We start from the raw sequence: 13,466 nt of genomic DNA on the forward strand, positions 1-13,466 counted from the left end.
GCACGGTGTTGTATAATTATTTGCATAGTTACAGATAACATCTTAAATAACAAAGAGGAGATGACCAAGTTGATAAAAGCAAGTATCATAGGTGCATCAGGATATGTGGGATTAGAGCTCATTCGACTTTTGTTAAGACACCCTGAAGTTGAAATTGCATCCATCATATCATCAAGTAGCAACCAGCTTTCTATTGATAAAACAAACCCTCAGTTTAAAAAGGTTTCAAACCTTGTATTTGAGGAATTTAAAATAGAAGCTATAGAAGAGGCAGATGTAATATTTTGTGCCTTGCCGCACGGTATTTCACAGGAATATGTCAAAATAGGATATGACCTTGGCAAGGTTGTGATTGATTTAAGTGCTGATTTTAGATACAAAGATTTGCAAAGATATGCAAAAGATTATACTGAGCACAAATACCCCGAACTTTTGCAAAAAAGCGCATATGGACTTTGTGAAATAAACAGGGGGGAGATTAAAAACGCTCAGATCATTGGAAATCCAGGATGTTATCCAACAAGTGCAATACTTGGCCTTGCTCCTCTTTTGAAAAGCAAGCTCATAGACAAAAATAGTATAATAATAGACTCAAAGTCAGGCGTTTCTGGTGCAGGTAAAAAATCTGACTTTGCATATAGTTTTTGCGAACTTGATGAAAATTTCAAAGCATATTCGGTTGCAAAACACAGACATACAAGCGAAATTGAAGAGAAATGCAGTTTGCTATTTGGTGAAGATTTGAATTTATCATTTACACCACATCTTCTGCCTGTAAAAAGAGGAATACTATCAACTATATATGCTACTGTTGTTAAGAATATTGATAAAAGAGATCTTGTCGAAATTTATAATGAATTCTACAAAGATCAATACTTTGTTCGTATTTTTGAAGATGAGCTACCTGAACTAAAGTACGTAAGAGGAACAAACTTTGTAGACATTGGATTTGAGATTGATAAGAAGACAAATAGAGTTATTATAATCTCATGCATTGACAATCTCATAAAAGGTGCTGCCGGCCAGGCAATTCAGAATATGAATATAAGATTCTCTCTTGATGAAAAAACGGGACTTGTAATGGTGGGAGAATATTTTTAAAAATAATTAGAATGAAGGGATGAAGGGACATGTACGAAGAAATGGACACTCTGATTGAAAAAGCAAGCATATTAATAGAAGCTCTTCCCTACATACAAAAGCTCTATGGTAAGACTGTTGTGATAAAATATGGCGGGAATGCTATGATAAATGAAAAGCTTAAAAACTGGGTTATGGAAGATATAACTTTGCTCAAATACATTGGTGTAAATCCAATAGTTGTTCATGGCGGTGGACCAGACATAAATTCAGTCCTCAAGAAGCTCAATGTTGAAAGTCAGTTTGTCAATGGGCTCAGAGTAACAGATATGCAAACCATGGAAGTTGCTCAAATGGTTCTGGTAGGAAAGACAAACAAAGAACTTGTATCAATGCTAAACCAAAAAGGGGGAAAGGCAATAGGTATTTGCGGAATTGATGGAAATTTAATTCAAGCACGAAAACACTATGAGTATGTAAATGGTGAAAAAGTTGACTTAGGTTACGTTGGAGAGGTTGTGTCAATAAACGCAAAGGTTTTAGAAATGCTTGCCAAGGATGAATACATACCTGTTGTTGCACCAATTGGTGTTGGGGAAGATGGCACAAGCTACAACATTAATGCAGATACTGTTGCTGCTGAGATTGCAAAGGCAATAAAGGCTGAAAAGTTAATGTTTATGACAGATGTGGAAGGATTAAAGTATGATAAAAACAGCAAGGAAATAATTTCAGCAATAAGTGCAGACGAAGTTTTAAAGATGATTGATGAAGGCAAGATTGATGGCGGGATGATTCCAAAGGTTTTAGGATGCATTGATGCACTAAAGCACGGTGTCAATCGCACACACATTCTTGATGGAAGAATTCCCCACTGTATTTTGCTTGAGATATTCACAGATAAAGGCATTGGAACAATGATTCATCTGTGAAAATTTTGTTTGTCAGTTATAAACAAACGGGGCTTTATCCTTCTTTGACTACAGCCCCGTTTATTTATGGTACTTTGTCCCATAAATAATTGACAATCCTCTGTAAATCTGTTCATAAAGTAAGACTCTAAAAAGCTGATGAGGAAAAGTGAGTTTTGAAAATGAGAGAAGCAAATCAGCTCTTCTTTTCACTTCATTTGAAAGACCGTTGGAACTGCCAATGATAAAAGTAATATCCTTACTTCTATTCATGTTTTTCCTTAGAATCTCAGAAAATTCTTCTGATGAAAACTCAATTCCATTAACATCACACGCAATTATAAATTCGTCTTTCTTTATATGCTTTAAAATCTTATCAGCTTCTTTTTCTAAAAGCGTTTCTATATTGGAATATTTATTTTCATCTTCTTCTTTTATCTCTATTTCTTCGACTTTTACCCACCGCGAAAGTCTTTTTTTGTACTCTTCACATGCCTGTAGAAAATACTTCTCTTTTATTGTTCCAACACTGATTATTCTTATCATATATCATCCACTTTCGACAAAAGTTTGTCAATAAGATAACTCAGTTCATCTCTGCACCTTCTGTACTCTTCTATATTCCCACCATACGGGTCGACAACATCCAATTCTTTTTTGTCATCCAAGACATATTCTTTTAGAGTAAACACCTTGTCCATAACACCGGGGTACATCTTTGTAATTACTTCTTTATGATACCTTTCCATTGTCAAGATAAGAGTGCTTTCTTTTATCATCTCCTCATTTATAAGTCTTGACACATGCGATGAAATGTCAATACCAAGTTCACTCATCACTAATATAGCATTTTTTGAAGCCTTCTGTGGGAAAAATGCAGAAAGCCCTGCTGATTCAACTTCAATGTTATCAATGTTCATCTTTTTTAGTTTTTCCTTTAAAAGATGCTCTGCCATTGGACTTCTGCAGGTATTACCTGTGCACACAAAAAGTATTTTCTTTTTCAATATCACAACACCTCAACAATATTGTTTGCGGCTGCTTTGTAAAGTCTATTTTCCAAAGCAAGAAATTCTAAGTCAAAATCTCCCCACTCACAAAGTATATAATCAACACCAAGTTGATTGAATTTTCTGAGTATCGAAAAAAGATTTCTCCCACACTCTTCTGCATCAAACATGCTCCCTAAAATGAGTTTGTACTGCGAATCAAAATTGTGAGCTGTCTCATAAAAGCACAAAATCCCAACATTGTAGCCTTTAAACTCTAACTTCTTTTTCATCTCATTTATCTTGTCAATCCTCTTATCAATTCTTCCTTTTACTATTATGAGCTTGGCATCAGGTGCATAGTGCTTGTACTTCATGCCAGGCGACCTTGGCACAGTTCCAGTTAGTCCTTCCACCACCGCTTTGCTATACTCTATATCGCCAAGCACCTCTTTCAAAGCAAAATACGAAATAGCGCCAGGTCTTAAAATCACAGCTTTTTCCCCGCTCAAATCTACTACAGTTGATTCAAGTCCAAAAGAACATTTGCCTCCATCTATTATGACATCCACCTTACCCATCAGGTCCTCTATCACATGCTTGGCTTCTGTCGGACTTGGTTTTCCAGAGACGTTTGCTGACGGTGCTGCCACTGGTATGCCGGAAAGTCGTATAAGTTCAAGCGCGATTTTATTTGCAGGCATTCTAACACCAACCGTTGAAAGACCTGCAGTGACATTCTCTGGTATAACATCTTTTTTGGGCAGAACAATTGTAAGCGGTCCTGGCCAAAATCTTTCTATGAGCATATAAACCCTTTCATCTGTAATTTCAGCACACATCTCAAACATATCTTTTGAAGATACATGAACAATCAGTGGATTGTCCTGAGGTCTTCCTTTAGCCCAAAAAATCTTATCCACCGCGTCTTTTAAGAGAGCATTTGCTCCAAGACCATAAACAGTTTCTGTTGGAAAGGCAACAAGCCCACCTTCTCTCAATATCAAAGCTGCTTTTTCAAGCTTTTTATAATCTATACCTTCTTTTGCATCAATGATAATTGTCATAATTCCAACCACTCCAAAAGTAATAATGCTATAATAATGCCTATCATGTTTGAGATTGTTGCCATTTTAATATTTTCTTTTCGACTATATTCTGGAATAAGCTCATTCATCACAACATACAACATTGCACCTGCTGCACAAGCAAGACAGCCTGCTACCACATACTTGTTAATATAGCTTATCACACTTCCAACCAAACACCCAATACCTGTTGGAACTCCTGACAATATTGCATATCTTAATATTTTTATTTTACTCTGCTTAGCCATCTTCAAAGGTAGCGAAAGAGCAAATCCTTCTGGAATATCGTGAATTATTATCATAATTCCTACTAAAATCCCAAAACTCTTTTCTACAGCAAAGCTACTTCCTATCGCTAATCCTTCAGGAAAGTTGTGAAGAGAGAGAGCAACTAAAATAAGTATTCCACTTTTGAGATATCTGTTCTGTGAAAGTGAATATTTCATTGTCAATGCTCTTTCCAATATCCCAATCAAAAAATATGAAGCAATCAATACTAAAATACATAAGAGCAAATTTGAAATACTCACAGCTTCAGGGATAAGCCCAAAGCAAATTAAACCAAGCATAAGTCCTGATGTAAAGCCAATTAAAGAGTCTTTAATATTCTCATCATTTAAAGGCAAGACCAAACCCGCCAGAGCACCAACAAATGCTCCAGCTATTCCACAAAAAAAAGCAAAAAGGTTGAAAAACAAAAAATCTATTTTCAACAAAGCAACTTTAAAATTAACCAATTTCATTTAAATATTATGAGAATTTTATCCCTTTTATAAACACTTCAAGCACATGTCTTAGCAAATCCTCTTATCTTACAGGTTCTGCTTTGCTGTATACCGTTCTCAGTATCACAATTGTAACTCTTCTGTTGAGCGCTCTTCCTTCTGGTGTCTTATTAGAAGCAATTGGTCTGTACTCACCATAGCCAACAACAGAAAATCTCTCGGGCCTTACCTTTGAAACTCTTAAAATTTCCTGCAAAACAGATGTAGCTCTTGCTGTTGAAAGTTCCCAGTTAGAATAAAAGTATTTGTTATGAATAGGGACGTTGTCTGTGTGTCCCTCAATTCTGATATTGTTATTTGGAACTTTCTCTAAAATCTTTGCAATCTCATGCACAACTTCCTTTGCCTGGGGTGTAAGCTTTGCAGAACCTGTGTCGAATAACACATCTTTAAGTAAGATTGATAATCCTCTCTCTTCCTGTATCACAAGAACTTTGCCCTCAATACCATGTTCTTTTATAAGCCCTAAAACCTGTTTCTGTATGTCATTTATGAGTTCTTCCTCAGTCATCTGCTTATTTTTTGTTGCCCCGCCAACATCAGTGTTTGTTCCTTTGACATTCTTTCCAGATAATCCTTCCAATATAGAGGGACCAGAGTTTTCAAAAATATAGGCTGTACCTTTCAAAACAGATGTTAGGGATTCTGTGAAGTTCTTAAATTTGTCCATGTCAAGCTTGCTCATGGAATACATGACAATAAAATATATGAGCAGAAGTGTAATCAAATCTGCATAGGTAATAAGCCATCGTTCATGGTTCTCATGGGCTGGTTCTTCCATACGCTTTCTTGCCATTTACTTTTTACCCCCCAACAGTTGCGCCTGCTGGCTCTTGAGCTTGGCTTTGTTTCTGACCAGCTTCTTTTAGCATTCCACCAATCTTTTCTCTGAGTATTCTTGGGTTTTCACCAGCCTGGATTGACAAAAGTCCTTCCACAATTATCTCATTTAACATTCTCTCCTGCTTAGCTTTTGTCTTTATCTTTTTACCAAAGTTGAGCCAGATAAGGTTAGCAGATGAAACACCATACAAAGTTGCAACAAATGCAACAGCTATAGCTGGGCCAAGCTCATCTGGATTTGTTAAGTTTGAAAGCACAGAAATAAGACCCATAACAGTACCGATGATACCCATTGTAGGAGCATATCCACCTGCTGCCTCAAATACCTCAGCAGCCTCTTTAAGCTCATCTTCAGCAAGGTAAACTTCCCTGTCCAAAATATCTCTAATCACTTCACCTTCAATACCATCAACAACAAGCCCCAAACCCTTTTTCAAAAGCGGATTTTGAATGTTGGGAATCTCCTGCTCCAAAGCCAAAAGTCCTTCTTTTCGTGCTCTGTCAGAAAGCTGGACAAGCTGTTCAACAACACTTGCAAAGTCAATCTTCTTGTCCATAAAAACCATTTTAAGATGCTTCACAGCAGTTTTTATCTGTGACATTGGAAATGATACAAGCACTGCTGCAATTGTCCCACCAAAAACAATCAACGCAGCTGAAATCTGTAAAAGTTTTGCAGGATTACCTTTCTCAATAATAAATGCAGTCAAAAGAGAACCAAATCCCAATATCAACCCGCCAATTGAAAGAATATCCATCTTTTATCATCATCCCTTTTCTGGTTATAATTTTGCGCGCTTAATTATATAATTTATCGGCATTTTAGCCTACTTCTTTTAATCTCTCTGTCTGAAAATGAGTAATCAGCGCATCGATAATCTCATCAAGCTCACCGTCTAAAACCTGCTCAAGCTTGTACAAAGTAAGTCCAATCCTGTGGTCTGTAACACGTCCCTGAGGAAAGTTATATGTTCTTATTCTTTCACTTCTGTCACCCGTTCCAACCTGGCTTCTTCTTTGACTTTCTATTTCTTTTTGCTGAATGCTCTGATAATAGTCATAAAGCCTTGCTCTTAGTATCTTCATTGCCCTGTCCCTGTTTGCATGCTGCGACCTTTCGTCCTGGCAGGTTACAACAATTCCTGTTGGCTTGTGAACAATCCTGACAGCCGACTCTGTCTTGTTTACATGCTGACCTCCTGCACCGCCTGCCCTGAAGGTGTCTATCTCAAGGTCCTCTTCTCTTATCTCCACTTCAACATCCTCAACTTCTGGCAAAACCGCAACAGTTGCTGTTGATGTATGAATTCTTCCGCCTGATTCTGTCACAGGTACTCTCTGAACCCTGTGAACACCACTTTCATATTTTAGCCTGCTATATGCACCTTTTCCGCTTATCATGAAAATCACTTCTTTAAACCCGTCCAAATCACTCTCACTTGTTGACATCACTTCTACCTTCCAGTTTTTCCTCTCTGCATATCTTGAATACATCCTGAAAAGCTCGGCTGCAAAAAGTGCTGCTTCCTCGCCACCTGCACCTGCTCTTATCTCCATTATAACATTTTTTTCGTCGTTTGGGTCCTTGGGCAAAAGGAGAATCTTGAGCTGTGTTTCAACAATCTCTTTCTGTTCTTTTGCATGATTTAGCTCTTCTTTCACAAGTTTTTCAAAATCCTCGTCAAGGTCTGTATCTAAAAGCTCTTCAGCCTCTTTAATGGTATTTAAAATTCTCTTGTATTCTCTGAACTTTTCCACAATTGGCTGAAGATTGCTGTGTTCTTTCATGAGTTTTTGCCACTCTTGTGGTTGGCTTATTATCTCAGGGTCTGCAATCTTTTTCTCAAGCTCTAAATATTTTTCCTCGATTACTTGAAGCTTCTCTATCATTCAATCACCCCATCCAATATATTTTTACCCATTTAGTGCAAAGATACATCTTTCAATATTATTCAAATCATTTCTTGACTTTATATTCTTATAACCGTTTTGCTCTAAAATTCTTTTAACTTCTTTAGCCTGTGAAAATCCAACTTCAAAAATAATATAACCGCTATCTTTGAGATATAGCTTTGCTTTGTTTGCAATCTCTTTGAAAAACCAAAATCCATCCTCTTCGGAAAACAGAGCTATATGCGGTTCTTTTAAAACCCGTTGGTCAAGTTCAAAAATTTCATCCTTAGAGATATAAGGCGGATTGCTAAGGATGGCATCAAATTTAAGATTTTGAGGAATATTCTCAAATAAGTTGCTTCTTATGAACGAAATCTTATTTTCTACACCATTTAATTTAGCATTCTTCCTTGCAACCTCAAGCGCTCTTTCTGAAATATCAACAGCTAAAACATTGCAATCTAAAAATTTGCAAAGAGCCACTGCAATGCAGCCACTACCCGTGCCAATATCTAAAAAGTATAGATTCTTCCTACCTTTAAAGATTTCTATAGCAACCTCTACCAAAACCTCTGTGTCAAATCGCGGAATCAAAACATTCTCATCAACATAAAATTCAAAACCCATAAAGAAAGCTTTATTTGTACAATACTGAAGAGGATAGCCTTGCAAATATCTGGAAATAGCATTTACAATCTTTTCATATTTGTCTTGTCTTACCGGTAAACCTTTATTTAGAATAACTTCTGCTTTATCAATACCAAGTATCTGCGAAACCATCATAAGAGCAATCTTCTTATAGTCTTCTTCTTTCTTTTCACAATAATCTCTTAACATTAAAGCAGCTTCATTCAAAACCTCGCCAATGGTCTTTAACCTACCACTCATCAAGCTTTTTATCCTCCGGAACTACCTCTTTTAATGCCTCAATTGCAACTTCTATCTGCTTTTCGTCAGGTTCTTTTGTTGTAATGTTCTGAAGCCAAAGCCCAGGATATGAGATTATCTTCGCTAAAATACTTTCACTTTTCCCAGCCCATCTTATTATCTCATATGATATACCAACAATTACAGGAAGAAGTAAAAGTCGTATTAGAGTTCTCATAACAACAGATTGCCAGCCGGAAATAGTAAAAATAATTATACTGATAATTATCACAATGAACAAAAAGCTTGTTCCGCATCTTGGATGATGTGTAGAATATTTTTTTATACTCTCAATAGTCAGCTCTTCACCATTTTCATATGCAAAGATTGTTTTGTGTTCTGCCCCGTGATACTCAAAAACCCTTTTTATCTCTTTCATCTGGGATGCAAATAAAAGATAAAGAATAAAAATTATTACTCTTACTATCCCCTCTATCATGTTTTTCCAAAAACTATTTAGTTCAAAGCTTTTGAATATTTCCACAGACCAAGTAGGTATATAAAAAAATAGAAGGATTCCGAGAAGCAAGGATACTACTACAGAAAAATAAATAGCTATATCGGTGATACCAAGCTTTTGGAAAAACTTTTTTTCAAATAGTCTGTCCACAAAATCTTTCTGTTTTTCTTTTTCTTCATCTGGCAACTCTTCTAATGCAATGTCAGCAGATTTCATCAAAGCTTTTGTTCCAAGAACCATCTGCTCAAATAAGATAAATACTCCTCTTACAAAAGGAATCTTTTTAAGTTTGTTTGTATCATCAATGGTTAAATCTTTTACCTCTTTGTAAAGCTCTCCATTCGGTTTTCTTATAACAATTGAAATTTTCTTGGGTCCTTTCATCATTATACCTTCTATCAGAGCCATTCCACCGATAGTAGTTTTTTTCATACTCATCTTCCTATCTTTGTTAATTTATAAAATAAAAAGGATTAGCACAGGCTAATCCTCTTCAGAAGTAGCACTCTTTTTCTATTTCTGTTCAAGTCCATATTTTTTCATAAACCTTTCTACCCTACCTGTTGTATCAACAAATTTTTGTTTACCTGTAAAGAATGGATGGCACTTTGAGCAAATTTCCACATGGATTTCTTTTTTGGTTGAACCAGTGATAAATGTCTCACCGCATGCGCATCTGACAACTGCATCATGGTAATATGTTGGATGAATTCCTTCCTTCATTGCTTTCACCTCCTGCAAAATTTATACAAATTTTTGTTGTTTCCCAAAATCAATAACTTGTTCATACCCATAAAGGTGCAAAAATATTTTACAACAGTTATTCCCCTTTTACAAGAGTTTTTTCAAAATCGGAGTTAAAAGACTAATCCTCTCTAACTAAAAAACACAGAATAAAAAATCCAAGTACCATACAGCTAAACGAAATTAAAAAGAGAATGTTTTTACCAAGAGTATCAATTATACCTCCAGCTATTATAGAATTAAAAGCAAAAAATGGTCCCATTAAAAAGTTTCTAAGACCAATATAAGATGGCTGCTTTAGAGGGTCTTTGCAAAGTTTTGCAGCCATATTGCTTTCGTTTACGTTCCTTGCACTTTGAGCAACTCCGAATAAGGCAACAGAAAGATAATAAATGCTTACAGAACTCATAAGGTATGTAAAATATATTGCAGGCAAAAATATCAATGCAGAAATCAAAAGGGTACTTTTAAAGCCATACTTTGAACCGATTAATCCCCATAGCATATATCCTACTGTTTGAGAAAAAAGCAATATTGTGGTTGCAATTGCAACATGTTGTGTTGAAATACTCAGGCTATTTTTTGCAAATATGGTTTGAAACCCAAAAGGCATTTTGCCCAGTGCACCAATAAATAGAACTGAGAGAAGATAATATGTAAAATTCCTATCCTCCTTTAATATCAAAAACATGTTCCTAAAATAATGCTTGTTGTCAACTTCCTTTTTGGGTTTTTTGATAGGCATCTCTATCATCATAGAAGCTATGTACAATGAGATCATCATTATCAAAAACGAAATTAAAAATAAAAGACCATAGTTATAAGGAAAGTGTAAAAGCCTCAATATTCTTCCCATCAAAAAGGCTCCAAATGTCTCACACAGTCCCCCTATCGAGGACCTTATACCAAAAAACTTGCTTCTCTGCCGTTCAGGTACAAGCTTTAATATTAGATTGAACCATGTTATATTGGCAAATGAAGCAAAAAACCCTTGAAGGCTAAAAATGAGGTAAAAGAGAATTACAAATAAAAGCTCATTTGTGGTGGCAAACACAAACACATCAATTGCCAGCAAAAACCACATAAGTCTCATAAGCAAGGCAACTTTAATAAAATACTCTTTGTAGCTCTCAAGCATCTCCAATTTTTTAGCAACAAGAATCTGCGGAGAGTTTGACAAAAGTACATTTAAAGTGGTCAAAAGTCCAATCAGTGTATTTGAATGGACATAGTTTGAAATAAAATAAACTATCACAGTAGAAACTGGAAGCATACCGCTTCCTATTGCAAATACTGCTCCATCTGCAATCGAAATGATAGAATTTCTCTTTAAATTTTTATAGGCAAAAACCTCAAGTCTTTTAAGTTCCCGTTCTTGGTCTTCAGATGTCACTTTTAGGCTCATCTCCTTAAATAAAATCCTACAAGTTTTAAAAGTATAATCTTGAAATTTCTTGACTTCTTTTAATTAACTTTAGGCAATAAGCAAACAATATAATCTCATAAATGCCAACAATGGCAAGCGCTCCATAGACATTTAACATGAGCACAAAATCATAAAATCCATGCAAAAGCATAGGGATAATTAAAGAAGCCTTGAAATACCAATAACTTCTACTCTCGGGCGCAAATTTTGCAAAGCCCAAATAATATCCCATTACAATTCCAAACATGGCATGTGCAGGTACTGCCATCACACCTCTTAGAACAAGGACAGAAATAGCAGCATCATAAGAGGCTTGAAAAGCTTGATACACATACCCTACATTCTCTATTGCAGCAAACCCAACTGCAGAGAATACACAGTAAACTATTCCGTCAAATGGTTGGTTAAAATGAGGACTATCAAAAGCTGTTCTTAGCACAACAAGCCTTTTGAAATACTCTTCTGTAAGGCCTGCAACAATAAATGCTTCAAATGCAATAAATGAGAGTCTGCTTGAGGCAGAAATACTCCCATATGCCATCAAAAAATATTCAATTGGCACAACAATAGAGCTAATCAGTATCCCCCATACAAAGGTTTTTAAAAGAAGATGAAGAGGCTCTTTCTCAAATTTGTCTCTAAAATAGATATAAAGAGCTATGAACAAAGATGGAGCTATGCTCAAAATAATCAGTTTGTAAAGCGTCACAGCAATTTACCTCCATTTGTTCCCTTGAGTTTATTTATTGCTATTTCTAATATAGTGAAATAAAAAAAGCTGAGCATACCCGGCAAGTTCTCCAAACGACTTTATAAATTGCCTCAGCTGTTTTATATTTTCAATTCCATAATATTCTCTCAAGGCACGCTTTACCCACACATCCACAGGGAACACATCATACTTTTGCAGTGAGTAAAGCAATATGCAATCAGCAACCTTGTCTCCTATCCCTTTTACCGTTTTTAAAATTTTCCTTGCTTCATCGCTTTTCAAAGATGCAAGACTTTCAAAGTCTATTTTACCTTCTTCTAATTTAGCAATTGCATCTTTGATATACTCTGCCCTATAACCTAACCCTAAGCATTTTAATTCTTCTATTGAGACCTTTTTTAAATCCTCAATTTCTGGAAATGTCCAAGAGGAAAAACCTTTGTATTCTATTTTTTCTCCATAAGCCTGGCAAAGTCTTTCCACCAGAATTTGAATTCTTTTTATGTTGTTATTCTGAGATATAATAAAAGAAATCATACATTCAAAAGGTTCTTGATTTAAAAGTCTCATCCCTCTGTACTTCTCAACTGCTTTTTTCAAAATCTCATCATGCTCAGAAAGCTCTTTCAAAATCAAATCATAGTCTTTGTCCAAGTCAAAATACCAGTAAAAAAATTTTTTAAACTCGTCAGGTGAACAGTTGTATATATCAAAAGTATTGTTATCCTGCGGATATACTAAAACTATTTTTCTATTTACAACTCCTATGTATCCACCATCTACCTTTTTCCATCTAAAACACTGTCCGCTAAAAAATGTTGCGTCAAAATTAATCTCTACTCCACTTATGCGAAGAAAATCAGTATACTCTTTTATGTTCAAAAAAAATTCATTCCTTTCCAACTATTTATGTTGTAAAACAAAAAGAGCCAACTTATTCTTGGCTCTATTTTTAATTATAAGAATACAGCATTTTTTATGCTTTATCAATATTTTTTTGATAATTCACAATTCCCTTTGCAATTGCTAAAGCAATTTGAGTCTGGTAATTTTGATTATTTAGCATCTTTTCTTCTTCAGGATTGCTCAAAAAACCGCACTCTATTAAGATTGCAGGCATTTTGGTAGCTCTTAACACATAAAAGTCCGCAAACTTAATTCCGCGATTTATGGTTTTAATTGACTCAACTATGCTTTTTTGTATCTCAGTGGCCAGCAAAAATCCTCTCTGGCTGGTTTTGTAATAAAAAGTCTCTAAACCTCTTGCAGATTCATTTTTACTGCTGTTGCAATGAATGCTGACAAAAATGTCCACTAAATTCTTGTTTGCTATATCACACCTTGCTTTTAAGTCCTCTTTAACACCTTTTTCTCCCCACGGCAAAATATCAGAGTCTCTTGTCAAAATCACTTTGGCACTTGTTCCATCTTCCAAGATGAATTTTAACTTCTTAGCAATTGCAAGTGTTATATCTTTTTCTCTGGTGTTGTTTTTCCCTATTGCTCCGGGGTCTTTCCCGCCATGACCTGGGTCTACACATACTTTCATCCTTTTCACCTCCTCAAAATCAGTGTATTCCAAATTCCGCATATTTGTGAAATTCAAAA

General features: G+C 35.6%; 16 protein-coding genes. 2 read left to right on the forward strand and 14 right to left on the reverse strand.

Annotation, left to right across the window (positions count from 1 at the left end):
- Positions 1–69 precede the first annotated feature (69 nt).
- Both argC and argB read left to right on the forward strand, forming a co-directional pair.
- Positions 70–1,101, forward strand: coding sequence for an N-acetyl-gamma-glutamyl-phosphate reductase (gene argC, locus OTK01_RS08295; RefSeq protein WP_029228222.1), 1,032 nt, complete (start codon positions 70–72; stop codon positions 1,099–1,101).
- A gap of 29 nt (positions 1,102–1,130) precedes the next feature.
- Positions 1,131–2,012, forward strand: coding sequence for an acetylglutamate kinase (gene argB / locus OTK01_RS08300; RefSeq protein ID WP_013403534.1), 882 nt, complete (start codon positions 1,131–1,133; stop codon positions 2,010–2,012).
- 60 nt (positions 2,013–2,072) lie between these two features.
- On the opposite strand, the gene rlmH is transcribed toward argB, so the two are convergent.
- From rlmH to OTK01_RS08370, 14 genes are all read right to left on the reverse strand, one after another.
- Positions 2,073–2,537 (reverse strand): 23S rRNA (pseudouridine(1915)-N(3))-methyltransferase RlmH, encoded by a 465-nt coding sequence (gene rlmH / locus OTK01_RS08305; RefSeq protein ID WP_029228221.1) that lies wholly within the window; start codon positions 2,535–2,537, stop codon positions 2,073–2,075.
- On the reverse strand, positions 2,534–2,998 hold the full coding sequence (locus tag OTK01_RS08310; protein ID WP_029228220.1) for a low molecular weight protein arginine phosphatase: 465 nt from the start codon (positions 2,996–2,998) through the stop codon (positions 2,534–2,536). Before OTK01_RS08310 ends, rlmH begins: the two co-directional genes overlap by 4 nt.
- 2 nt (positions 2,999–3,000) lie before the next feature.
- The gene (locus tag OTK01_RS08315; protein WP_029228219.1) at positions 3,001–4,047 is read right to left on the reverse strand and encodes an L-threonylcarbamoyladenylate synthase; all 1,047 of its coding nucleotides are present in this window, start codon (positions 4,045–4,047) and stop codon (positions 3,001–3,003) included.
- Positions 4,044–4,811 carry a ZIP family metal transporter gene (locus OTK01_RS08320; protein WP_029228218.1) on the reverse strand — a complete coding sequence of 256 codons (768 nt, stop codon included), beginning with the start codon at positions 4,809–4,811 and terminating at the stop codon, positions 4,044–4,046. Before OTK01_RS08320 ends, OTK01_RS08315 begins: the two co-directional genes overlap by 4 nt.
- A 64-nt stretch (positions 4,812–4,875) precedes the next feature.
- Positions 4,876–5,649, reverse strand: coding sequence for an OmpA family protein (locus OTK01_RS08325; RefSeq protein WP_013430567.1), 774 nt, complete (start codon positions 5,647–5,649; stop codon positions 4,876–4,878).
- A 7-nt stretch (positions 5,650–5,656) separates the two neighbouring features.
- The gene (locus OTK01_RS08330; RefSeq protein WP_029228217.1) at positions 5,657–6,454 is read right to left on the reverse strand and encodes a flagellar motor protein; all 798 of its coding nucleotides are present in this window, start codon (positions 6,452–6,454) and stop codon (positions 5,657–5,659) included.
- Between the two features lie 64 nt (positions 6,455–6,518).
- Positions 6,519–7,586: a peptide chain release factor 1 gene (gene prfA, locus OTK01_RS08335; RefSeq protein ID WP_014042053.1), complete on the reverse strand. Its 1,068-nt coding sequence runs from the start codon at positions 7,584–7,586 to the stop codon at positions 6,519–6,521.
- Between the two features lie 24 nt (positions 7,587–7,610).
- Positions 7,611–8,477, reverse strand: a complete 867-nt coding sequence (gene prmC, locus OTK01_RS08340) for a peptide chain release factor N(5)-glutamine methyltransferase (RefSeq protein ID WP_029228216.1) — start codon at positions 8,475–8,477, stop codon at positions 7,611–7,613.
- Positions 8,467–9,408 carry a DUF1385 domain-containing protein gene (locus OTK01_RS08345; protein ID WP_014042051.1) on the reverse strand — a complete coding sequence of 314 codons (942 nt, stop codon included), beginning with the start codon at positions 9,406–9,408 and terminating at the stop codon, positions 8,467–8,469. Before OTK01_RS08345 ends, prmC begins: the two co-directional genes overlap by 11 nt.
- Positions 9,409–9,489: 81 nt before the next feature.
- Positions 9,490–9,699 carry a 50S ribosomal protein L31 gene (gene rpmE / locus OTK01_RS08350; RefSeq protein ID WP_013432373.1) on the reverse strand — a complete coding sequence of 70 codons (210 nt, stop codon included), beginning with the start codon at positions 9,697–9,699 and terminating at the stop codon, positions 9,490–9,492.
- A 142-nt stretch (positions 9,700–9,841) separates the two neighbouring features.
- Complete coding sequence (locus OTK01_RS08355; RefSeq protein WP_013432372.1) at positions 9,842–11,113, reverse strand: MFS transporter; 1,272 nt, start codon at positions 11,111–11,113, stop codon at positions 9,842–9,844.
- Between the two features lie 37 nt (positions 11,114–11,150).
- Positions 11,151–11,855, reverse strand: coding sequence for a PrsW family intramembrane metalloprotease (locus tag OTK01_RS08360; RefSeq protein ID WP_013432371.1), 705 nt, complete (start codon positions 11,853–11,855; stop codon positions 11,151–11,153).
- 30 nt (positions 11,856–11,885) lie between these two features.
- The gene (locus OTK01_RS08365) at positions 11,886–12,740 is read right to left on the reverse strand and encodes a DNA-3-methyladenine glycosylase family protein (protein WP_013432370.1); all 855 of its coding nucleotides are present in this window, start codon (positions 12,738–12,740) and stop codon (positions 11,886–11,888) included.
- A 94-nt stretch (positions 12,741–12,834) separates the two neighbouring features.
- Positions 12,835–13,407: an N-acetylmuramoyl-L-alanine amidase family protein gene (locus tag OTK01_RS08370; RefSeq protein WP_029228215.1), complete on the reverse strand. Its 573-nt coding sequence runs from the start codon at positions 13,405–13,407 to the stop codon at positions 12,835–12,837.
- Between the last annotated feature and the right edge of the window lie 59 nt (positions 13,408–13,466).

The sequence above is a fragment of the Caldicellulosiruptor acetigenus genome (assembly GCF_026914305.1).
Taxonomy (GTDB): domain Bacteria; phylum Bacillota; class Thermoanaerobacteria; order Caldicellulosiruptorales; family Caldicellulosiruptoraceae; genus Caldicellulosiruptor; species Caldicellulosiruptor acetigenus.

What these genes read in the sequence shown, in the direction of transcription:
- argB (WP_013403534.1), top strand. Translation starts at nt 1,131, where the DNA reads ATGTACGAAGAAATGGACACTCTGATTGAAAAAGCAAGCATATTAATA.
- rlmH (WP_029228221.1), bottom strand. Translation starts at nt 2,537, where the DNA reads ATGATAAGAATAATCAGTGTTGGAACAATAAAAGAGAAGTATTTTCTA.
- OTK01_RS08315 (WP_029228219.1), bottom strand. Translation starts at nt 4,047, where the DNA reads ATGACAATTATCATTGATGCAAAAGAAGGTATAGATTATAAAAAGCTT.
- OTK01_RS08320 (WP_029228218.1), bottom strand. Translation starts at nt 4,811, where the DNA reads ATGAAATTGGTTAATTTTAAAGTTGCTTTGTTGAAAATAGATTTTTTG.
- OTK01_RS08325 (WP_013430567.1), bottom strand. Translation starts at nt 5,649, where the DNA reads ATGGCAAGAAAGCGTATGGAAGAACCAGCCCATGAGAACCATGAACGA.
- OTK01_RS08330 (WP_029228217.1), bottom strand. Translation starts at nt 6,454, where the DNA reads ATGGATATTCTTTCAATTGGCGGGTTGATATTGGGATTTGGTTCTCTT.
- prfA (WP_014042053.1), bottom strand. Translation starts at nt 7,586, where the DNA reads ATGATAGAGAAGCTTCAAGTAATCGAGGAAAAATATTTAGAGCTTGAG.
- prmC (WP_029228216.1), bottom strand. Translation starts at nt 8,477, where the DNA reads ATGAGTGGTAGGTTAAAGACCATTGGCGAGGTTTTGAATGAAGCTGCT.
- OTK01_RS08345 (WP_014042051.1), bottom strand. Translation starts at nt 9,408, where the DNA reads ATGAAAAAAACTACTATCGGTGGAATGGCTCTGATAGAAGGTATAATG.
- rpmE (WP_013432373.1), bottom strand. Translation starts at nt 9,699, where the DNA reads ATGAAGGAAGGAATTCATCCAACATATTACCATGATGCAGTTGTCAGA.
- OTK01_RS08370 (WP_029228215.1), bottom strand. Translation starts at nt 13,407, where the DNA reads ATGAAAGTATGTGTAGACCCAGGTCATGGCGGGAAAGACCCCGGAGCA.